Here is a 22,955-nt window from a genome sequence, read left to right as displayed (position 1 = left end):
TTGTGATTACCACTGATAGCTGATTAATAGTTTGGCATTACGACCATCCTGCGGGATTGCTTGTGGTGAGTAGTGCACCTTATTGAATGCATTACCCAATACTGCGGTGGTGGTGAGGCCATTCAAGCTGCCAGCCCCATGGTAGCTTAGGTAAAAGTCATGGACCGCATAACCAGCTTGCGGTGCATAGGGACGGCGTGACGACGTTTTGGCATCGTTATTTTTCATAAACTTGGTATTTTCTGCCATTGTCAGGATCCAGCCAGTGCTAAAACCACTGTTGGCAATAGGGATATTAAGCCTGCTGGTGACGGTATCTGGATTGATACTGTTAATAAATTGGCGGGTGTCGAGATTAATAGCACGAGTGCGGTTATAGGCCAGCGTCCAGTCAATCCATTGATTCTGGTAATCCAATGACACATCCCAACCCCAGCTTTTACTGCGCGGGATATTGATGTAGCTGGAGCTCATCATATTGACATGACTGGTAATGCGGTCTTTAGCGTGGATATCAAAATAGCTGGCTTTAAATTTAACTGAATCGTTATCGGCGAATAGATTATCAAAATACACTCCGAACCCCGTTTCGCGGGTGACGTTGCTTTCTGGTCTTAAGTTTGGATTAGGGGACCAGTAATTAGAGAACCATCCGGCAGAGAAGTGTAGCGAGTTGTTATAAAGCTCAGTCAGCGTTGGGGTACGGAACGCCTGACTGTAAGCACCAAACAGCATCAACCAATCGGTTGGATCAATCGTAATTGCCCCCCGTGTTGACCAGTTTTTTGCCTCCTTATCAGCAAATCCTATGCGGCTGTTTTTATAACTGTCGAAGCGGCTGCCTACCAGCAAGGTAACGGGTAAATCACGCAGTGTAACTTCGTCTTGCAACCAACCGGAGGAGAATTTGATTTCAGCAGGGGGAAAATTACGAATAACGCCGGTTGGAACTTGCTCTTGATGGTAGGCTTCCACACCATAAGTGAACAAATGTGCGACTGGGCTGTAGGCAAATAGCTTACTGTTATTTTCCAGCTTTATGCCGTGGGTGATCTGTTTACGGCGGCCTGAACCCTCGCGATTGACGTCATCACTAATATTGATCTCGGAATAGTAGAGTTGGCTGGTGGCATCCAACCAATCAAGGTGTTGTGGTTGCAGGCGGTAGGTTAACTCGGCATCACGTTGCAGGGTGGAACGATTCATCATTGGACTTTTATTAAATTTTAAGTCAGGTGTACTAAGGTTAGCCATGCGCGGTTCTAGTGCCTGGTTATTGTAATAACGCAAGGCGGTGGTTAACGATTGGCTGTCAGAAAGATAGGCGGTGCCCTTAAACATCAAGCTGTTAATCGTTTCATCATTCGGCGCTTCATTACCGTTACCGTGGTAAATATTGCCGACCTTACGTTTACTTAGCGCGATAATGCCATCAAGACTCTCTGTACGGCCAAAAATGGACATCCCAGAGCCGATACTGTGATAACCCGTGGCACCATAACCGCTGACGCGGAAACCAAGATTTTGGCCCTCTGCCAGCAAATCGGCCGCATCAATGGTCTGGTAAGCAATCACCCCGCCCATGGCGCCACTGCCAAACCTTGATGTTGATGGGCTACGAATGACGCTGACCCGCTTTATCAGTGCCGGATCAAGGAAAGTACCACTGATATTGGCCCCCGTGATGCCCTGACGAATACCATCAATGAGCACCAGCACACCATACTGATCATAGCCTCTGATATTAACGTTCTGTCCATTGGTGCGCCCAACACCGCTAACACTCACACCGGGTACGTTTTGCAACATTTCTGCGGCGGAGGTGGCAGTTTGTTTGTCTGGTAATGCAGCATCAATGACGGTGACTGTGCCGGGGGGGGGGAAACTGTCAGTCGTCGGTTGATTTCCGGTAACAATAAGGGTGTGATTCTTACTGGCGGGTGCTGAATGGGCTGTCGCCAGTGGAGATAACGCCACTGTTATTGCCAGACTGCATAAAGATAAACGAAAGAAACGAAGCATGAGCAACTCTCCCTATGTTATTAAACATAATCAATAAGTTGCTGGCTGCCTTAGTGTTCAGTATGAGGTGGCTGGCGTAGTGGATTTTTTTTGCAAATAGCATTGAGTGACTAAAAATTATTTAGTCAGTATCAGTTTTCCTGCTTTGGTTTGGCGCAAATAATAGAGCTGCCCTTGGTGATTGATCACCACGACATCATGTTGACCAAGCAGTTGTCCGCTGTTGATACAGGATAATTGCAACACCGCAGGAAATGGGTCTGGTGTGCAATTTACGGCTTGAGTAGGATAGGTGCCCTTACGCATAAGAAGTATTCTTTAGAGTATCCAGTTAAGTGATAATTATTATCATCTTCATGTGTGGATAGTTTCAATAACAATCTCTATTACTTTTTATGTTAATTACTTTATTTTGCTTAGTAATTAATATGTTGGATAGATAGTTTAGAATTGATTGGTAGAGAAAGGGTTTGAGCGGTATGAGAGGGCGTAGAACATTTAATTCAGTGATAGAACAGAACCGCTATAGCGGTTAAACCATTCTATCACTGTGTGTTAATCAAAACCGACTGCTGACCGCGTCCGCTAACAAGCTCAATAATTGCTCAGTATCCGCCCAGTTTAGGCACGGGTCGGTGATGGACTGCCCGTAGGTCAAGGCTTGACCCGCAACAATTTTCTGCGAGCCCTCAATCAGGAAGCTTTCAGCCATCACACCGACAATAGCGCTAGAACCGTTACGGATTTGCTGCCCGATATCAGCGGCAACTTCCAACTGGCGGCGGTGCATTTTCTGACAATTACCATGGCTAAAATCGACCACCAGATGTTCCGGTAAATCGAATTCACGCAGGCTGTCACAGGCTGTGGCAATATCAGATGCACCATAATTAGGCTGCCGACCGCCACGCATAATAATGTGCCCATGCGGGTTGCCACTGGTTTGGTAAATCGTCATCTGGCCGTTTTTATCCGGGGATAAAAACATATGGCTGGCTTGCGCGGCACGGATAGCATCAATTGCAATGCGGGTATTGCCGTCAGTGCCATTTTTGAAACCCACCGGGCAGGAGAGGGCCGATGCCATTTCTCGATGAATCTGGCTTTCCGTGGTACGTGCGCCAATGGCCCCCCAACTGATCAGGTCGGCAATGTACTGACCTGTCACCATATCAAGGAATTCGGTGGCAGTAGGTAGACCTAGCTCATTAACTGCCAATAGCAGTTTGCGCGCCATCTCAATCCCACGATTGACCTGACATGAGCCATCCAACGCCGGGTCAGAAATCAACCCCTTCCAACCCACGACGGTGCGCGGTTTCTCGAAATAGGTGCGCATGACGACTTCCAGGCGATCCTGATAGCGCTCGCGTAATACATTCAGTCGGGTGGCGTAATCAATGGCGGCATCAAGGTCGTGAATCGAGCAGGGACCGACAACCACTAGCAAGCGGGAGTCTTCGCCGGTGAGGATCCTTTCAATTCGTTTACGTGACGCTGTCACGTTATCGGCAATGCTGGCGGAAATCGGTAATTTTTCCGCCAGTTGTTGTGGCGTGATTAAGCTATCGATGCGCGCAGTCCGCAGTTCATCTGTTTTATGCATGGAAATTCTCTAAATCTGTTCTTCTCTGCGGCAGGAATACCGGGAAGTGATGGCGATCACAATAAACCAAAACTAAATGAATTCAACCGCCACGGCCTTGATTCATACAATTTGTGATGAAATAAACTGTAAATAATATCCCAGGCAAATATTCCATTAGAACATGCGGCGACTCATGCCTAAAATATCCAGGATTTTGGTGGAGATTTCCTCAACGGAGTAGTTAGTGGAGTTCAGATAGCGAATCTGATTCTTGCGAAATAGCGCTTCTACTTCACCCACTTCTATTCGGCATTGGTGCAGCGAGGCATAACGGCTATTTTCACGCCGTTCTTCACGGATTGCCGCCAGCCGTTCAGGGTTAATTGTCAAACCAAACAGTTTTTGCTGAAAAGGTTTCAGCGCGGCGGGAAGTTGCAAATTGTCCATATCATCGGCGATAAATGGGTAGTTGGCAGCACGAATCCCAAATTGCATGGCTAAATAGAGGCTGGTTGGGGTTTTACCGCAACGGGAAACCCCCAATAGAATCACCTGTGCCTGGTCCAGATTGCGCAGAGAAATACCGTCATCATGGGCCAGGGCGTAGTCGATAGCCGCAATCCGCGCATCGTATTTGCCCAAATTGCTTTCAGTAAGACCGTGGGTTCGGTTGAGCACCGGCTGGGGGGCAACCCCCAGTTCGCCCTGTAGTGGGGCAACCAGTGCTTGCACAATATCCTGACAAAATCCTTCACTGTGCTGAATGAGTTCACGCACTTCCGCACTGATTATCGAATAGAAAACCAGCGGTCTAACGCCAGTGTCTTGATATATCTGATTAATCTTCTGGCAAACCTCTTGCGCACGCGCAGCACTTTCGACAAACGGCAGCGTAAAGGTAGTGGCTTTAACAGGGAACTGCGACAAGACAGCATGACCGAGCACTTCTGCGGTGATGGCGGTACCATCCGAAATATAAAACACACTTCTCTCCACGCTGACTCCTGAGTATTTTTCTGATCGGATTTTCGCACTGATAAATGAGCATCTGGTGACAAGTTTAGCCTAATCAGTGTGCCTGATTCGGCCTATCGGTAAAGCGTTTGCTGTCAGAATCGCCTGAAAATAACTTTTCTTGTTGGGTTGATCGATTCACCTGTCCATGGACTATGGATCATTGTGCTAGTCTGAAACAGCTGATTCGTCAGCCGTGATACTTCCGTCTGTACCCTACTGACCGTCCATAATTAATAGACAATGTAAAAAGGATTGTTTCGATGTCCAACAATGGCCTAAATCTGTGCAATGTGCTTTGGTACAATCAGCTTGGCATGAACGATGTTGAGCGGGTAGGCGGCAAGAATGCCTCCCTGGGTGAAATGATAACCAATCTTTCAGACCTGGGTGTTTCGGTACCTAATGGTTTTGCTACCACAGCTCAAGCATTTAACGAATTTCTGGAGCAAAGCGGTGTTAACCAACGCATTTATCAATTGTTGGATCAGACCAATGTTGATGATATTGCAGCATTAGCCAAAGCGGGCGCGCAGATTCGTCAATGGGTGGTTGAGACGCCGTTCCATCCCGAGTTTGAACAGGCTATTCATGAAGCCTACCAACAATTAGCTGACGGTGAGCCAGAGGCTTCTTTTGCCGTGCGTTCATCGGCTACTGCCGAAGATATGCCAGATGCCTCCTTTGCCGGCCAGCAGGAAACCTTCTTGAATGTGCAGGGGATTGATGCGGTGATGGTTGCTATCAAGCACGTATTTGCCTCACTGTTCAATGATCGCGCTATTTCCTATCGTGTGCATCAAGGCTACGACCACCGTGGGGTGGCGCTGTCTGCTGGTGTACAACGGATGGTGCGCTCTGATCTCGCTTCGGCGGGCGTGATGTTTACTATTGATACTGAATCAGGCTTCGATCAGGTGGTTTTTATCACCGCAGCTTATGGTTTAGGCGAAATGGTGGTGCAAGGGGCGGTGAACCCGGATGAGTTTTATGTCCATAAGCCAACATTGCGTAATGGCAAACCCGCGATAGTACGCCGCACTATGGGTTCGAAAAAAATTCGCATGATCTATGCCGAAAGCCAGGAGCATGGCAAACAGGTGCAGATTGAAGATGTGCCAGAAGCACAACGCAATCGTTTCGCTCTCAGTGATGAAGAGGTGCAAGCGCTGGCGCATCAGGCACTATCAATCGAAAAGCATTATGGCCGCCCGATGGACATTGAGTGGGCCAAAGATGGTCATACCGGTAAGCTGTTTATCGTGCAAGCTCGCCCGGAAACAGTACGTTCCAACGAGCAAGTTATGGAGCGTTATCTGCTGAATGCCCAAAGTGAGGTGTTGGTGGAGGGGCGTGCCATTGGTCATCGTATTGGTGCGGGGCCGGTTAAGGTGATTAATGATATCAGCGAGATGGACCGAATTCAGGCCGGTGATGTACTGGTAACCGACATGACGGACCCTGACTGGGAACCGATCATGAAAAAAGCATCAGCGATTGTGACCAACCGTGGCGGGCGTACCTGCCATGCGGCAATCATCGCTCGTGAGCTGGGGATCCCAGCCGTTGTGGGTTGTGGTAATGCCACTGATATTTTGAGAGAAGGGCAAAAGGTTACGGTTTCCTGTGCTGAAGGGGATACGGGCTATGTTTATCAAGAGTTGCTCGATTTCTCGATTCAGAGCTCACAAGTTACTGAACTGCCTAATTTGCCGTTGAAAATAATGATGAACGTTGGCAATCCAGACCGAGCCTTCGACTTTGCCCGTCTCCCTAATGACGGCGTTGGCTTGGCGCGCCTGGAATTTATCATCAACCGCATGATTGGTGTGCATCCTAAAGCATTGCTGGAATTCGATAGCCAGGAGCCTGCAATTCAGGCGGAAATCAAAGCCTTGATGAAGGGTTATGACGATCCGGTCGAGTTTTACGTTGGTCGCTTGACCGAAGGGATCTCTACCCTGGGTGCCGCTTTCTGGCCGAAACGTGTGATTGTGCGCTTGTCGGATTTTAAATCTAACGAATACGCCAATCTGGTTGGCGGAGAAGCTTATGAGCCACATGAAGAGAATCCGATGTTAGGTTTCCGTGGGGCGGGTCGTTATGTCGCAGACAGCTTCCGTGATTGTTTCGCACTGGAGTGTGAGGCGGTTAAGCGGGTGCGGAATGTGATGGGGTTGACTAACGTCGAAGTCATGGTGCCTTTCGTACGTACAGTGGCTCAGGCAGAGGCGGTGGTGGCAGAACTGGCAAGACAAGGGCTGAAACGTGGTGAGAATGGCCTGAAGCTTATTATGATGTGCGAAATCCCGTCCAATGCATTGCTGGCGGATCAATTCCTAGAGCATTTTGATGGCTTCTCTATCGGCTCCAATGATATGACTCAGTTAACATTGGGTCTGGATCGCGACTCCGGTGTGGTTTCTGAACTGTTTGATGAGCGCAATGAAGCCGTTAAGGCGTTGCTGTCGATGGCCATTCAGGCGGCGAAACGTCAAGGCAAGTATGTGGGGATTTGTGGTCAGGGTCCGTCAGACCATGAGGATTTTGCTTTATGGCTGATGGAGCAGGGGATTGACAGCTTGTCCCTTAACCCAGACACCGTAGTACAAACGTGGGTCAGTTTGGCGCAACATACTAAGCATTGATTGGACTCGGGTTATACCGATAGAGAGACATTTAATTATCCGCAGCTTAGGTTGCGGATTTTTTGCAATAATAAGTAAAAAAAAAGCCCGTCTAAGATGACAGGCAAAGACTACACACAGCAATACGTGTATTCGATTACAGATATTTAAATAAGTCATTTGAAGATGAATTATTTAAATGCCTTGGGGAAAGCACTTTCTAATAATAATATTAAGTAAATTCCGTGGCTTAGTCATTAAGAATCTTCTGAATATAATAGGTTAAATAAATGTTTTTATAGGATTAATTTCATATAGTTATTAATAATCATTCTATTTAATAACTAATGAAATACAGGTTGAGAATAGAAATAGAGGAATTAAAACGGTTGTTCTTAATTGTTAATAGCGAATGTCGCTGGATAATAGGGGTTCGGCAGCATAACTACCAAACCCCGGTAAGTGCTAAAGCTCTTCTAAATGCTTGGCAACTTCCTTCATACTCTCTTCAGGCTCCGGTGCTTCATTGACCCAGGCAGAAGTCAGGCGATAGGAGATGGCTAACACCACCGGCCCAATAAACAAGCCAATCATGCCGAATGACAACAAGCCACCAATCACCCCGGACAGGATGAGAATCATCGGCATATCGGCTTCCATACGGATAAGGTAGGGGCGCAAAACGTTATCCATAGTACCAACGATACAGCTCCAAACCAGCAGTGCCGTACCCCAGGTGGTATCACCGGTCCAATACAACCAGATAATCGCCGGGACCAGTATCAACAGTGGCCCAAGTTGAGCTACGCAGCAGATAAACATTAATACGGTAAACAGTGTGGCGTATTGAATGCCCGCAATCGCCAGCCCAATCCCGCCCAGCACTGCCTGTACCAGTGCGGTGACCACGACCCCCAATGCGACGGCCCGGATAGCTTTAGCGGCCAGCACCACGACGGCATCGCCACGTTTATCGGCAGCGCGCACCGCAAAATGGCGGATACCCAGCCCGACTTGCTCACCATGGAAATAGAGTAAAACACTGAATAGCACCATCAGCGCCAGATGAATCAAAAAATAACCGACATGGGCGGCTTGAGCTACCAGCCAGGTCGCGGCCGCACCAATATAGGGTTGAACTTTGGCGATCATCGCATTGCCACCACCGGCAACCAATGTATGCCAACTACTATAGAGTTTGTTCCCCACCATTGGGATCGATTGCAACCAGGTCATATCCGGCATGCGCACATTAGACGGGCTGGATGCCCACTGGATAAGCGGGCCGCTGTTTTCCACCAGGCTGCTGACCAGTAGGGCTATCGGGATGACAAACAGCAACACCAGCAGCAGAGTCATGACAATAGCAGCCAGCCAGCGCTTACCCCAAAGTAGCCTTTGCAGCCTAATCAGCAGTGGCCAGGTCGCAATGACTACCATGCCCGCCCAGGCAAAACCCATAATAAAAGGCTGTACCACCCAGAAACTGGCGATAATCATTATCATAATGAATATCACCCCAAACATCAGTTTAGGTAAATCGAAACGGCGCTGCTGCGGGTAATTCATCAATGGGTTCTCACATCGAAAGTCATGGCAAGGTGGCCATCGCACTGTTTTTTAGGCACTCATTAGATTTTGAACTAATTAAGCATCTGTACTAATCATGGTGTATTTTTTAATGTTTTAACAGACAACGCCGGATTTTACTGCTGTGATTTGTTAAAAAATAGCATTAGCTTGGACATAACAAAACACCGACCGCAACCAAGGTGCTGAAACAATGTTCTTTCGGCGTGGTGCGACTATTATTTATACAATATATAATTTTGATACTTAATGATTTATTGCCGCATTTATCCTCGGCAGATACGCATCACTTTCTCATCATTCTGAATTGACATAAATTATTCGACAAAGAGGATTGCTAGCAGATAATCTCTTGGCGGAACCACAAACATACCTATTAGATAGGGTCACACTAATGATCCCACAGATTTCTCAGGCACCGGGTGTCATCCAGTTGGTGCTGGATTTTTTGGATGCTTTGAAGCAAAACGGATTCACCGGCGATACCGCCACTAATTATGCCGATCGCCTGACCATGGCAACGGACAACAGCATTTACCAACTGCTACCCGACGCCGTGGTTTTTCCTCGTTCGACTGCGGATGTTGCCTTGATTGGCCGTCTGGCTGGCCTGGAGAGTTTTAAATCCCTGGTATTTACGCCGCGCGGCGGCGGGACTGGCACCAATGGCCAGGCACTGAACAGTGGCATTGTGGTGGATATGTCGCGCCATATGAACCGTATTCTGGAGATTAATCCCGAACAGGGTTGGGTGCGGGTTGAAGCGGGGGTGATTAAAGATCAGCTCAATCAATATTTGCGGCCATTCGGCTACTTCTTTTCGCCCGAGTTATCGACCAGTAACCGCGCTACGTTGGGTGGAATGATCAATACCGATGCTTCCGGTCAGGGGTCGCTAGTGTATGGCAAAACGTCCGACCATGTGTTGGGGCTACGTGCCATATTGCTGGGTGGAACCCTGCTCGATACCCGCGCCATGCCGACGGCATTGGCACAAACGATTGCGCAGGAGGACTCTGTAACCGGCCGTATTTATCATACGGTGCTGCATCACTGCCGTGAGCAGCGCGCGCTGATTCTGGAGAAATTCCCGCAATTAAACCGTTTCCTGACCGGGTATGATTTACGTCATGTTTTCAGCGATGACCTGCAAACCTTTGACCTGACAAGAATTTTAACCGGTGCAGAAGGCACTCTGGCCTTCATTACTGAAGCGACACTGGATATAACGCCGCTGCCTAAAGTTCGCCGTCTGGTGAATGTAAAGTATGACTCCTTCGATTCCGCTCTGCGTAATGCCCCGTTTATGGTGGAAGCCAAAGCGCTGTCAGTGGAAACCGTGGACTCTAAAGTTCTTAATCTGGCCAAAGAAGATATTGTCTGGCACTCAGTAAAAGAGTTGATTACCGATATCCCTGATAAAGAGATGCTGGGGTTGAATATCGTTGAGTTTGCCGGTGATGATAAGGCACTGATCGATAGTCAAATGGAGGCACTTTGTCAGCGCTTGGATGACCTGATGTCTGCTCAGCAAGGCGGCGTTATTGGTTACCAGATTTGCAGTGAGTTAGCGGGTATTGAGCGCATCTATGGTATGCGCAAAAAAGCGGTTGGCTTGTTAGGCAACAGTAAAGGCCAGGCTAAGCCCATTCCGTTTGCGGAAGATACCTGTGTACCACCACAACATTTGGCCGATTATATTGTCGAGTTCCGCCAACTGCTTGATAGCCACAATTTGAGCTACGGCATGTTTGGCCACGTGGATGCGGGGGTATTACATGTACGCCCAGCGCTGGATATGTGCGATCCACAGCAAGAAATGCTGATGAAACAGATATCTGACCAAGTGGTGCAACTGACGGCGCGCTATGGCGGCTTGCTATGGGGCGAACACGGTAAGGGTTTCCGTGCAGAATACAGCCCTGACTTCTTTGGTGAAGTGCTTTACCACGAGTTGCGGCGCATTAAATCCGTTTTCGATCCTGATAATCGCTTAAATCCGGGGAAAATATGCTCACCGTTGGGCAGTGATGCGCCAATGATGAAAGTGGATACCTCAGATAAACGCGGTACCTTGGACCGGCGTATTCCGTTAGCAGTAAGAACCTCATTCCGTGGTGCGATGGAATGTAATGGTAACGGTCTGTGCTTTAACTTTGATGCACGTAGCCCGATGTGCCCGTCGATGAAGATTACCGGTGACCGTATTCATTCACCAAAAGGCCGGGCAACGCTGGTGCGAGAATGGTTACGGCTGTTATCTGAGCAAGGGGTTGACCCCATTGCACTAGAGAAAGGGCTGGCGACCAAACGCCCCAGCCTGCGTAGTTTGATTGAGAAAACCCGTAATACCTGGGCTGCCAGTCTGGGGGATTATGATTTCTCACATGAAGTCAAAGAGGCGATGTCAGGTTGTCTGGCATGCAAAGCTTGCTCGACGCAGTGCCCGATAAAAATTGATGTACCGGGCTTCCGCTCCCGCTTCCTACAGTTGTATCACACCCGTTATCATCGCCCACTGCGTGACTATGTGGTGGCTGGAGTAGAGAGTTATGCGCCGTTAATGGCCAAAACCCCAAAAGTGTTTAACTTTTTCCTTAAACAGCCGTGGGTCAGGGAGCTAAGCCGGAAGAGTATTGGTATGGTGGACTTGCCGATGCTTTCTAGCCCAACGTTGAAGCAATCATTATCCGGCCATTATGCCAGTACTATGACCCTGGAGCAGTTGGAGAAACTGTCTGAGTCAGAGCGCCGCCAGCATGTGCTGATCGTGCAGGATCCCTTCACCAGTTACTACGACGCTCAGGTGGTGGCGGATTTTGTTCGCTTGGTCGAAAAACTGGGCTTCAATCCCGTGCTGTTGCCATTCTCACCCAACGGTAAAGCGCAGCACATTAAAGGTTTCCTGCAACGTTTTGCTAAAACGGCGCGTAAGACGGCAGATTTTCTTAATCGCATTTCGTTACTGGGGATGCCGATGGTTGGGGTTGATCCGGCGCTGGTTCTTTGTTATCGCGATGAATATAAAGAGATTCTTGGTGATACGCGCGGTGACTTTGCGGTGCAATTGGTGCACGAATGGCTACAAGTGGCCCTGGCTGACCTGCCAGAGCAGCAGATGAGTGGCGAATCCTGGTACCTGTTTGGACATTGCACCGAAACCACGGCACTACCTGCCAGCAGCCAGCACTGGGCAGCAATATTCTCCCGTTATGGTGCCAAACTGGAAAACATCAGTGTCGGGTGTTGTGGCATGGCCGGAACTTATGGTCATGAAGCGAAGAACATCGATAACTCGTTGGGTATTTACGCGTTATCCTGGCAACAGGCGTTACAAAAGTTACCGGGTAAACGTTGTTTAGCCACAGGTTACTCTTGCCGGAGTCAGGTTAAACGTATTGAAGGCAATGGACTGAGACATCCGTTACAAGCTTTGCTTGAGCTGGTTTAACCTGCGAGCTGAGTATGCTATTTACTTGGTGCTACTTGCCGCCGCCTCGCAGAGGCAAAGCCCAAGGATGGGCTGAGTAATCAGAACAGCTATTACTGCTGTAATTTCAACAACCAAGGGGAAAAGATGCTGTGGAAACGCACCGCAACGCTGGAACAGTTAAACCAGCAATGCCAGGGCTGTATGGTTGGGCATTTGGGCATTGAGTTTACCCGCCTCTCTGATAACGAAATAGAAGCCACGATGCCAGTAGACCAGCGGACAACTCAACCTTTCGGTTTACTTCATGGTGGTGCGTCGGTGGTGCTGGCGGAGTCGCTCGGTTCGATGGCCGGATATCTGTGTACCACCGAAGGCCAGCAAGTCGTGGGGTTGGAGATTAATGCTAACCACCTGAAAGCAGTACGTTCCGGGAAAGTACGGGGTTGCTGTCGGGCCATTCATATCGGCCGCAGCCATCAGGTGTGGCAGATTGAGGTTTTTGATGAAGAAGACCATCTGTGTTGTACCTCGCGTTTAACCGTCGCCGTGTTGTCCCGATAAGGTCATTCCCCGCCAAATTACACGTGATTAGACTACTCAGGGCCAGCCAACGGCTCTGAGTGACTTCAACAGCTCATGGCACTTGCTGCTGCTCCCTTCAGACTGTTTCATTTATCCGATAAATGCGGCGAATCTCTATGATAGGTTTCCCCTGTGGGGGTTTTCAGCTAAAGTTAAAACAGAAATAGGTATTTTTTATGAATGTTTTAAATACTCAGCGGCTGACTGCGATTAGCCCTTGATATAGTAAGGGAATTTAGCGTCGCCGGGGAATTTATTCATTTATTTCAGGGTGATAAAAGTGCATTTTTTCCTCCAGACCTCTTCGGCCATCGCAGCATGCTTACTCGTTGCCGCCTCATTCGAGGTTCAAACGGCACTTTTCTTAATATCCCTGCAAAACAAACGGTTGAAGTGATAATTATTATCACTACCATTGTGAATAATCTGTGTTGATTCTTCAATAATCAGCCAGCAAATTGTTAACCTGAAAAGATCAACCTAATGGGTGATTGCGAAATATAAGGTAGGGCATATGCAACAGGAATCAGTCGGGACATTTTCACTCGACGAGAATGTCTGGCAGGGTGTGACGATAACAGAGAGCGCTGCCGCACAAATTACACGGCTCATGCAGCAAGATCCGCAAATTAAAGGATTGCAGCTTGGCGTGAAACAATCCGGTTGTGCGGGGTTTGCTTATGTAATGGATATGGCTAAAGAGCCCGCCAGCGACGCTCTGGTTTTCGAACAGGGCAGTGCCAAACTCTACGTACCGTTAAAAGCGATGCCGTTTATCGATGGCACCGAGGTGGATTATGTCCGCGAAGGGCTAAACCAGATTTTTAAATTTAATAATCCTAAAGCTCAGCATTCCTGCGGGTGTGGCGAGAGTTTTGGCGTTTGAGCGATGTAAACGAAATGACACGAAGCAATGTAGAGGTTCCAGATGATGTGCAGGCTTGGGTCAGCGATGGTCGTTACAAAGAAGGCTTTTTTACCCAGCTTGCGACTGATCAGTTAGCGAAAGGCCTTAGTGAAGATGTCATTCGCGCCATCTCAGCGAAACGTAATGAGCCTGAATGGATGCTGGAGTTTCGTCTTGGTGCTTATCGTAGTTGGCTCGAAATGGAAGAGCCTCACTGGCTGAAAGCCAATTATAAAAGTCTGGATTATCAGGATTACAGTTATTACTCCGCCCCATCCTGTGGCAGTTGTGATGACAGTTGTGATTCGCAACCCGGTGCAGTGCAGCAATCGTCTGCGGACAGTGCGGCACCACGTGATCTGTCTGAACAGGCGATGAATGAGTACCTCACCGCAGAGGTCGAATCTGCCTTTGCCCAGCTAGGGGTTCCGGTACGCGAAGGGGCCGAGGTAGCAGTAGACGCTATTTTTGACTCGGTTTCGGTTGCGACTACCTATCGTGGGAAATTAGCCGAACAAGGGATTATTTTCTGCTCATTTAGCGAAGCCATTCAGGAATACCCGGATTTGGTACGTAAATATCTGGGGTCGGTGGTACCGGCTAAAGATAACTTTTTTGCCGCGTTAAATGCGGCGGTGGCCTCTGATGGCACTTTTGTTTATGTGCCAAAAGGTGTGCGCTGTCCGATGGAGCTATCCACCTATTTCCGTATTAATGCGGCTAAAACAGGGCAGTTTGAACGCACCATTCTGATTGCTGACGAAGACAGTTATGTCAGCTATATCGAAGGGTGCTCAGCGCCAGTGCGAGACAGCTACCAGCTACACGCTGCGGTCGTTGAAGTCATTTTGCACAAAAATGCTGAAGTGAAATACTCAACGGTGCAGAACTGGTTCGCCGGTGCTGATAGCACTGGCGGTATTCTTAACTTCGTGACCAAACGTGCGCTGTGTGAAGGTGCGGGTTCAAAAATGTCATGGACTCAATCTGAGACTGGCTCCGCTATTACCTGGAAATATCCAAGCGTTATTTTACAGGGTGATAACTCAATCGGTGAGTTCTTCTCGGTGGCACTAACGAATGGCCACCAGCAAGCCGATACCGGTACCAAGATGATTCATATTGGCAAAAACACCAAATCAACAATTATTGCCAAAGGGATCTCTGCTGGGCATAGCCAGAACACCTACCGTGGTTTGGTGAAAATCCTGCCCGGTGCGGATAACGCACGTAACTTCACGCAATGTGATTCGATGTTGATTGGGCCGGACTCCGGTGCGCATACCTTCCCGTATGTGGAAGTGCGCAATAACTCAGCCCAATTGGAACACGAAGCGACAACATCAAAAATTGGCGATGACCAACTGTTTTATTGCTTGCAGCGTGGCATCAGTGAAGATGATGCCATCTCAATGATTGTTAACGGATTCTGTAAAGATGTGTTCTCCGAACTGCCACTGGAGTTTGCCGTCGAAGCACAGAAACTGTTAGCCATCAGTCTGGAACACAGTGTCGGTTAAGTGTGAGTTGAAACACGCATTCGCAGAGTTTTGCGCTCTGGCGCACCAAGGAACCCTATGTTAAGCATTAAGAATTTAAAAGTCAGTGTTGAAGGTAATGAAATCCTCAAAGGTTTGGATCTGGAGATCAAACCCGGTGAAGTGCACGCCATCATGGGGCCAAACGGCTCAGGGAAAAGTACATTATCTGCCGCGTTGGCGGGGCGTGAAGAGTATGAGGTGACCGAGGGGCATATAACCTTTAAAGGGAAAGACCTGCTGGAGTTGGACCCAGAGGATCGCGCGGGTGAAGGCGTATTTTTGGCTTTTCAGTACCCGGTGGAAATTCCGGGTGTCAGTAACCATTTCTTCTTGCAAACTGCCGTCAATGCGGTGCGTAAATATCGCCAGCAAGAGCCATTGGACCGCTTTGATTTCGCTGATTTTATTGAAGAAAAAATTGAGTTACTGAAGATGCCGGCTGATTTGTTGACCCGTTCGGTTAATGTGGGCTTCTCCGGCGGCGAAAAGAAACGTAACGATATTCTGCAAATGGCGGCACTGGAACCCTCGTTATGTATTCTGGATGAAACCGACTCTGGGCTGGATATTGATGCGCTGAAAATTGTCGCTAACGGGGTTAACTCGCTACGTAACGAAAACCGTGCATTTATTATTGTGACTCACTATCAGCGTATCCTTGATTATGTAAAACCCGACTTTGTGCATGTGCTGTATCAGGGGCGGATCATTAAGTCAGGTGATTTCACATTGGTAAAACAGTTGGAGGAGCAAGGCTATGGCTGGCTTACCGACCAACAGTAAAATGCTGGAACAGCAGCATCTGCAACAAAAACAGCGTGCTGATGCGCTCAAGCACTTCGGTCAACTGTTTAATCAGCGCCAGAGTGGCCATTCAACACAGGCTAGTGCGCACTGGCAACAGGTGTTGCAGTTGGGCTTCCCGAGCTTTAAACATGAAGACTGGAAATACACGCCACTGGAACGTTTGCTGGTCAATAATTTCAGTTTCGCCAGCCCTGCGCAGGTGACGGCTAGCCAACGCGATGAACTGTCGTTGGTGCAAGATGCTCATCGTTTAGTCTTTATTGATGGCCGATATGCACCTGAACTCAGTGATATTGAGTGTGGCCCTTATCAACTGACCAACCTGAGTGGAAATACGCAGTTTCCTCCGGCGATCCAATCTGAGGTGTTTTTGCATCTGACGGAAAGTCTGGCGCAGGAAAGTCTGCATATCCGATTGCCGGTGGGGAAACACAGTGAGAAGCCGCTTTATCTGCTGCATATCAGCTCAGGCAATGATTCTGACGTGGTGAATACCAGTCACTACCGACACCATCTGGTGATTGAAGCTAATGCACAGGCTGAAGTGATTGAACATTTCGTTAGTCTGAGTGAGCACCCTCACTTTACCGGCGCACGGCTTACCATTGCGGTAGGTGATAACGCTGAACTGCGCCATTGTAAATTGGCATTTGAAACCCCTCACAGCTATCACTTTGCCCATAATGATCTGGTATTAAGTCGTGATGCGCGGGCGCGTAGTTATAGTTTCCTGCTGGGTGCCGGGTTGACCCGTCATAATACCAGCGCCCAGTTGAACGGCGAAGGTGCCACGTTATCTATTAATAGCTTGCTGCTCCCGATAGGGCGCGAAATCTGCGATACCCGCAGCTATCTGGAGCACAACAAGGGTTATTGTGAAAGCCGCCAGTTACACAAAACCATTGTGCGTGAACGGGGTAAAGCTATCTTTAACGGCATGATTAAAGTGGCTCAACATGCATTAAAAACTGACGGCCAGATGACCAACAATAATTTACTGTTGAGTAAATTGGCTGAAGTTGATACCAAGCCACAGTTAGAAATTTATGCCGATGATGTGAAATGCAGTCATGGTGCGACGGTTGGGCGCATTGATGCAGAACAGCTTTTTTATCTGCAATCGCGCGGGATTAATCAGGCTGATGCGCAACAGATGATTATTTTTGCCTTTGCCGCCGAATTGACGGAAGCCATTCACAGCGACGCCATTCGCAAAGTGGTGCTGGCGCGGATTGCTGAGCGCTTAGCCGGAGAATCGCTATGAGTTTCCCTATCGAACAGGTCAGAGCTGATTTTCCACTGCTGAGCCGTCAGGTTAACGGCCAGCCGCTGGCCTATCTGGACAGCGCCGCCAGCGCACAGAAGCCACAAGTGGTCATCGACAGGGAGCTTAACTTTTATCGTGAGGGTTATGCCGCAGTCCATCGTGGTATCCATACCCTAAGTAGCGAAGCGACCCAACAGATGGAAGCGGTGCGCAGCCAGGTTGCAGGTTTTATTAATGCCGCCTCGGCTGAAGAGATTGTTTTTGTTAAAGGGACCACCGAGGCCATCAACCTGGTGGCTAACAGTTATGGCCGTCATTTCCTGAGCGCCGGTGACAGCATCATCATCACTGAGATGGAGCATCACGCCAATATTGTGCCGTGGCAGATGTTAGCAACTGACTTGGGTGTTGAAATTCGTATCTGGCCGCTGACGGCGACCGGGGAACTTGAGTTAGCGGCATTGGCGGACTTAATTGATGACACCACCCGGTTGTTGGCGATGACTCAGGTTTCCAACGTATTGGGGACCGTGAATCCCATACAGCAGATTGTTGCTCAGGCTAAAGCTGCTGGTCTGGTGGTGCTGGTGGATGGTGCGCAGGCTATCATGCATCAATCGATAGATGTGCAGGCATTGGATTGTGATTTTTATGTCTTCTCCGGCCATAAACTTTATGGACCGTCGGGCATTGGTATTTTATACGGCAAGAGTGAACTGCTACAACACATGCCACCATGGGAAGGGGGCGGTTCGATGATCAAAACCGTTAGCCTGACGCAAGGTACCACTTTTGCTGATGCGCCGTGGCGTTTCGAGGCCGGTTCACCCAATACCGCAGGCATTATGGGACTGGGTGCGGCTATCAGTTATGTTACTGATCTTGGACTTGCGCAGATCCAGCACTATGAGCAGTCGCTGATGCAGTATGCCTTGAAACAACTGGGTCAGGTAAACAGCCTGACACTTTATGGCCCGCAAGCCCGTGCCGGGGTTATCGCGTTTAATTTAGGGGTGCACCACGCGTATGATGTTGGCAGTTTCCTTGACCAATACGGTATCGCGATTCGTACTGGTCATCATTGTGCCATGCCTCTGATGGCGTTCTACCAGGTCCCGAGTATGTGTCGTGCCTCATTAGCACTTTATAATACCCGTGAGGAAGTCGATCGCTTGGTGGCAGGGCTACAGCGCATTGAAAAATTACTAGGTTGAGTGCTATTAATAAGCGCCGTACCTAAAATCAACTATTACCACATTATTGATGCCGTAGGATGAAGCTCATTAATGCCAATGAGCTTACACGTTCGTGTAATTTGGCGGGGCAGTGGGTCTTAATCTCCTGCGACATCAAGTACAAAGGGTATCAGGAAGCACGCTATGGCTGTTTTGCCAGATAAAGATAAATTGATTCGTAACTTTTCCCGTTGTTTGAATTGGGAAGAAAAGTATCTGTATGTGATCGAGTTAGGTGGGCAGTTGGCAGCGTTAACGGAACAACAGCGCCAGCCGGAGAATCTTATTTCCGGTTGCCAAAGCCAGGTGTGGATTGCCATGACAACCTCTGATGAGGGCCAGGTGGTTTTTGCCGGTGACAGTGATGCGGCTATCGTTAAAGGGTTGGTCGCGGTGGTGTTTATCCTTTATCAAGGTTTAACGCCACAACAGATAATCGAATTGGATGTTCGGCCATTTTTTGCCGACTTAGCCCTGAGTCAGCACCTGACACCATCGCGTTCGCAAGGTCTGGAAGCGATGATCCGTGCTATTCGCATTAAAGCGGTAAGTTTAAAAGCTCACTAATTCATGCCAACATTTTGTGCTTTATTCCTCGGTGGCTGACCATTTTTGCGTCATGGGTCACAGTCTTAAAATGGTGGAATTTCAGCAGGTTAAATCGGCTTTCTTGCTGGATAAAGCATAATAAATTACTTTGTAACACCTTGATTTCTAGAGATATAAATTGCCTTTATAATAATGGCTGTTACTATATGTTGGCCTTATAATTGGCTGCTAGAATTAACGTAGATATACCCGTCATCTTTCAAACTGCTGGTGTGTTGGCTGCTCTCATCCCCCCGAATCACTTACTTGCGTAAGCTCAGCGGGATTCATTTGTTTGCCGCCTTCCTGCAACTTGAAATCTATCGGGTATAGCCGTGTAAACCGAATTTGAAGAAGTGATGTAGGAACTAAGCATGAAACGTGCATTAACTTTGATTGGTATGTTATTCGCAACTTGTATGGCGGGAAGTATCACCGCTGCCAATGCGACCGAGTATCCTCTACCGCCAGCCAATAGCCGTCTGATTGGTGAAAATACTACCTATACCGTTCCAAACGATGGCCGTCCGCTTGAGGCTATTGCTGCCGATTATAAAATCGGTTTGCTGGGGATGCTCGAAGCCAACCCAGGTGCTGACCCGTATTTGCCGTTACCGGGTTCAGTATTAACTATCCCGACCCAGATGTTGCTGCCTGATACCCCACGTGAAGGTATCGTCATCAACCTGGCTGAGCTGCGTCTTTATTACTACCCTAAAGGCCAGAACAAGGTCATCGTATATCCTATCGGTATCGGCCAGTTAGGGCGTAATACTCCGACGATGACGACGTCTGTTAGCCAGAAGATCCCGAATCCGACCTGGACACCGACTGCGAACATCCGTAAGCACTACCTGGCACAAGGCGTTACCTTGCCATCAGTTGTTCCCGCAGGGCCGGAAAACCCAATGGGCCTGTTTGCTATGCGTCTGTCAGCCGGCGGCGGTGAGTACTTGATCCACGGTACTAATGCCAACTTTGGTATCGGTATGCGTGTCAGCTCCGGGTGTATCCGTTTACGTCCTGATGATATCAAGGCACTGTTCAGCTCAGTACCTAAAGGTACTCGCGTACAGATAGTCAACGAACCGGTTAAATATTCCGTAGAACCTGATGGTAAACGTTATGTGGAAGTTCATCAGCCGTTGTCCCGTGTAGACAGTGATGACCCACAAACGATGCCAATTGCGATTAGCAGCAGCCTACTGAAGTTTATGAGTGACAGCCAGACTGATGCTCAAGTGGTCCAGGACGCGATTGTACGCCGCGCTGGTATGCCAGTCATCGTAACGGTAGGTGAGACTGCCCCTGTAGAGGCTCCGGCCGCTGTAGCGCCTCAGGGCGAGCAACAGGCACAACCGCAGACAGAAGAGCAGCAACCGGCTGATGAAGTCGCACCTAAGCTGGTTCAGCCAGGTCCGGTCTACTCCGCCGCTAATTAAGTTTTAGATGCACCTTTGCCATGGCAACTTATCCGTCGTGGCAAAGCGTGTAGCAGCAACCGCAGGATGATATGGCGAGTAGTAGCAAAGGAAGGTCGATATCAAGGAAGGTAACGTCAGGGATTCATTTTAGCGGGGTAAAAAAAATGGCGCACAATGTGCGCCATTTTTCATTTTCAGGAAGTAATATTACTTCTTGTAAGCGTGAGCTTGGTTGTCCAGACGTTGGTTAGCACGTGCTGCATCGTCTTTAGCTGCTTGAACGTCAGAACGGATTGCGTTCACGTCGTTGCTCAGTTGGTCAACTTTAGCGTTCAGAGTTTGAACGTCAGAAGACAGTTGGTCGATTTTAGCATTGCTTGAACAACCAGCCAGCATAGTTGAAGCCAGGATTACCGCGCCCAGTACAAGTTTAGTACGATTCATTATTAACACCCTCTAGATTAAGTTAATCTCCATGTAGCGTTACAAGTATTACACAAAGTTTTTTCGAAAGAGAATAAATTTTTAGTGTTAGAGGGGTTTATTTTGATCGTTCGCTCAAAGAAGCACCTTGTTTTAAAAAAAAGTTAAAAAAACGAGGCAAAACAGCCGGATTCTATGGGATAAGTCTTATTTGAAAAAATGGCTTTAACGCAGTTGGGATAAAGCAGATTTTTCAGAAAGTTTATTTGGACGGTTTAAAAAAGGAAACGCCGCTATTGAAAGCGGCGTTTTTAATTATCATCCGAGAGGACGTGTTGGGATTATAACACGTGCACCGAAGCAGTATTGGTGGTACCACTTGCCACCAGAGCACCAGAAACCATAACCACAACTTCGCCTTTCAGTGCCAGACCGCTGGCCAAAGCAGCTTCTTTACCGATGCGGTAGAAATCATCAGTTGAAGCGATCTTATCGACCAGTTGAGTCACCACGCCTTTAGTCAGAATAAGCTGACGTGCGGTGGTTTCATTGGTGGTCAATGCCAGAATGGTGGCGGTAGGGAAGTATTTACGCACTGATTTTGCTGATTTACCGCCGCCAGTGGCAACGATAATCAGTTTTGCTTCCAGCTTTTCTGCTGTTTCTACCGCGCCACGGCAAACGGCTTCGGTGATACGCATTTTACGATTATCATTCAGCGTATCAATGCGGCTAGGCATAATTCGGTCTGTACGCTCACAGATGGTCGCCATGATGGTGACAGACTCTAATGGGTACTTACCCTTGGCGCTTTCACCCGACAGCATCACGGCGTCTGTACCGTCCAGAATGGCGTTAGCAACGTCGCCAGCTTCTGCACGGGTAGGGCGTGGGTTTTTGATCATTGAATCGAGCATTTGCGTTGCAGTGATAACAACTTTGCGAGCGCGGTTACATTTCTCAATCATCATCTTCTGCGCGAAGATAACTTCTTCAACCGGGATCTCAACACCCAGGTCACCACGGGCAACCATGATACCGTCAGATGCTTCCAGGATTTCGTCGAAGTTATTCAGACCTTCCTGGTTTTCGATTTTAGAGATGATTTGGATATGCTCGCCACCGTGCGCTTTCAGGTGTTCGCGAATTTCCAGCACGTCTGAACGTTTACGGATAAACGAGGCTGCAACGAAGTCCACACCTTGCTCACAACCAAAGATCAGGTCAGCTTTATCTTTTTCAGCCAATGCAGGTAGCTGGATAGAAACGCCTGGCAGGTTAACGCCTTTGTTTTCACCCAGATCACCGTTGTTCAGTACTTTACATACCACGGTGCTTTCAGTGACTTCAGTCACTTCCATGCCGATCAGACCATCGTCAACCAGCACGGTATTACCAATTTTCAGGTCAGCAGCAAAACCGGGATAAGTCACAGCAACGATATTGTCGTTACCGATAACACTTTGATCCGTGGTAAAGGTGAAAGTTTGACCGGCAACCAGGGCTGCATCTTTGCCGCCTTCCAGTTTCATGGTGCGGATTTCAGGGCCTTTGGTGTCCAGCAGGATGCCAGCTTTGTGGCCGGTTTTTGCCATGACAGCACGAATATTCTTAATACGTTGACCATGTTCTTCATAGTCACCATGAGAAAAGTTCAAACGCATAACGTTCATGCCGGCATCAAGCAGTTTTGTCAGCATTTCTTCAGATTCGGTTTTGGGACCGATAGTACAAACAATTTTAGTCTTTTTGTCGTTCATGTTCATGAGGATTTTTCTACAAGTTGTGATGGATTAAAAACGAAAGTTCCGTTAATGAGATCAACGGAGTGGGATCTGATTAGTGTCTGGTGTAGCGAAACGTTACAAAGAAGCAAAACATTACTAAGGATAGATGACAGTTGCGGA

17 protein-coding genes and 1 other RNA gene are annotated in these 22,955 nt (G+C 48.4%); 10 read left to right on the top strand and 8 right to left on the bottom strand.

Annotated elements, in window-relative coordinates; genetic code table 11:
- Window positions 1-6: 6 nt before the first annotated feature.
- From Q2T71_RS11260 to Q2T71_RS11245, 4 genes are all read right to left on the bottom strand, one after another.
- The gene (locus Q2T71_RS11260; RefSeq protein ID WP_372559132.1) at window positions 7-2,022 is read right to left on the bottom strand and encodes a TonB-dependent hemoglobin/transferrin/lactoferrin family receptor; all 2,016 of its coding nucleotides are present in this window, start codon (window positions 2,020-2,022) and stop codon (window positions 7-9) included.
- A gap of 117 nt (window positions 2,023-2,139) precedes the next feature.
- Complete coding sequence (hemP, locus tag Q2T71_RS11255) at window positions 2,140-2,328, bottom strand: hemin uptake protein HemP (protein ID WP_372559131.1); 189 nt, start codon at window positions 2,326-2,328, stop codon at window positions 2,140-2,142.
- A 253-nt stretch (window positions 2,329-2,581) separates the two neighbouring features.
- Complete coding sequence (locus Q2T71_RS11250; protein ID WP_372559130.1) at window positions 2,582-3,628, bottom strand: 3-deoxy-7-phosphoheptulonate synthase; 1,047 nt, start codon at window positions 3,626-3,628, stop codon at window positions 2,582-2,584.
- Window positions 3,629-3,784: 156 nt separating this feature from the next.
- Window positions 3,785-4,606 (bottom strand): pyruvate, water dikinase regulatory protein, encoded by an 822-nt coding sequence (locus Q2T71_RS11245; protein WP_083158716.1) that lies wholly within the window; start codon window positions 4,604-4,606, stop codon window positions 3,785-3,787.
- Window positions 4,607-4,887: 281 nt separating this feature from the next.
- Here Q2T71_RS11245 and ppsA point away from each other — a divergent pair, with 281 nt between their 5' ends.
- On the top strand, window positions 4,888-7,272 hold the full coding sequence (ppsA, locus tag Q2T71_RS11240; RefSeq protein WP_372559129.1) for a phosphoenolpyruvate synthase: 2,385 nt from the start codon (window positions 4,888-4,890) through the stop codon (window positions 7,270-7,272).
- Window positions 7,273-7,347: 75 nt separating this feature from the next.
- On the opposite strand, the gene rprA is transcribed toward ppsA, so the two are convergent.
- Window positions 7,348-7,452, bottom strand: an RNA gene (rprA, locus tag Q2T71_RS11235) — antisense sRNA RprA.
- 264 nt (window positions 7,453-7,716) lie between these two features.
- On the bottom strand, window positions 7,717-8,820 hold the full coding sequence (gene ydiK / locus Q2T71_RS11230; RefSeq protein ID WP_083158718.1) for an AI-2E family transporter YdiK: 1,104 nt from the start codon (window positions 8,818-8,820) through the stop codon (window positions 7,717-7,719).
- A 415-nt stretch (window positions 8,821-9,235) separates the two neighbouring features.
- On the opposite strand from ydiK, the gene Q2T71_RS11225 reads away from it, so the two are divergent.
- From Q2T71_RS11225 to Q2T71_RS11185, 9 genes are all read left to right on the top strand, one after another.
- On the top strand, window positions 9,236-12,292 hold the full coding sequence (locus tag Q2T71_RS11225; RefSeq protein ID WP_372559128.1) for an FAD-binding and (Fe-S)-binding domain-containing protein: 3,057 nt from the start codon (window positions 9,236-9,238) through the stop codon (window positions 12,290-12,292).
- 126 nt (window positions 12,293-12,418) lie between these two features.
- Window positions 12,419-12,835 (top strand): hotdog fold thioesterase, encoded by a 417-nt coding sequence (locus tag Q2T71_RS11220; protein WP_083158721.1) that lies wholly within the window; start codon window positions 12,419-12,421, stop codon window positions 12,833-12,835.
- A 535-nt stretch (window positions 12,836-13,370) separates the two neighbouring features.
- Window positions 13,371-13,742, top strand: a complete 372-nt coding sequence (gene sufA, locus Q2T71_RS11215; protein ID WP_083158723.1) for a Fe-S cluster assembly scaffold SufA — start codon at window positions 13,371-13,373, stop codon at window positions 13,740-13,742.
- 14 nt (window positions 13,743-13,756) lie between these two features.
- On the top strand, window positions 13,757-15,283 hold the full coding sequence (sufB, locus tag Q2T71_RS11210; RefSeq protein ID WP_372559127.1) for a Fe-S cluster assembly protein SufB: 1,527 nt from the start codon (window positions 13,757-13,759) through the stop codon (window positions 15,281-15,283).
- 57 nt (window positions 15,284-15,340) lie between these two features.
- Window positions 15,341-16,087, top strand: coding sequence for a Fe-S cluster assembly ATPase SufC (gene sufC, locus Q2T71_RS11205; protein WP_083158725.1), 747 nt, complete (start codon window positions 15,341-15,343; stop codon window positions 16,085-16,087).
- The gene (gene sufD / locus Q2T71_RS11200; protein ID WP_372559126.1) at window positions 16,062-17,375 is read left to right on the top strand and encodes a Fe-S cluster assembly protein SufD; all 1,314 of its coding nucleotides are present in this window, start codon (window positions 16,062-16,064) and stop codon (window positions 17,373-17,375) included. Before sufC ends, sufD begins: the two co-directional genes overlap by 26 nt.
- Entirely contained in the window at window positions 17,372-18,592 is a 1,221-nt protein-coding gene (gene sufS, locus Q2T71_RS11195; protein ID WP_372559125.1) for a cysteine desulfurase SufS, read from the top strand. Before sufD ends, sufS begins: the two co-directional genes overlap by 4 nt.
- A 165-nt stretch (window positions 18,593-18,757) precedes the next feature.
- The gene (sufE, locus tag Q2T71_RS11190) at window positions 18,758-19,180 is read left to right on the top strand and encodes a cysteine desulfuration protein SufE (RefSeq protein ID WP_372559124.1); all 423 of its coding nucleotides are present in this window, start codon (window positions 18,758-18,760) and stop codon (window positions 19,178-19,180) included.
- Between the two features lie 395 nt (window positions 19,181-19,575).
- Window positions 19,576-20,643 (top strand): L,D-transpeptidase family protein, encoded by a 1,068-nt coding sequence (locus Q2T71_RS11185; RefSeq protein ID WP_372559123.1) that lies wholly within the window; start codon window positions 19,576-19,578, stop codon window positions 20,641-20,643.
- A 189-nt stretch (window positions 20,644-20,832) separates the two neighbouring features.
- Here the strand turns inward: Q2T71_RS11185 and Q2T71_RS11180 are convergent, their stop codons facing one another.
- Together Q2T71_RS11180 and pykF are read right to left on the bottom strand one after the other, a co-directional pair.
- The gene (locus Q2T71_RS11180; protein ID WP_005165631.1) at window positions 20,833-21,069 is read right to left on the bottom strand and encodes a major outer membrane lipoprotein; all 237 of its coding nucleotides are present in this window, start codon (window positions 21,067-21,069) and stop codon (window positions 20,833-20,835) included.
- 320 nt (window positions 21,070-21,389) lie between these two features.
- A complete protein-coding gene (gene pykF / locus Q2T71_RS11175) occupies window positions 21,390-22,808 on the bottom strand; it encodes a pyruvate kinase PykF (protein WP_372559909.1) in 1,419 nt (472 codons plus the stop codon).
- Window positions 22,809-22,955: the final 147 nt, after the last annotated feature.

The organism is Yersinia sp. 1652 StPb PI, assembly GCF_041538345.1.
Classification (GTDB): Bacteria; Pseudomonadota; Gammaproteobacteria; order Enterobacterales; family Enterobacteriaceae; genus Yersinia; species Yersinia enterocolitica_E.
This window is presented reverse-complemented; position numbering and strand designations above follow the sequence as displayed.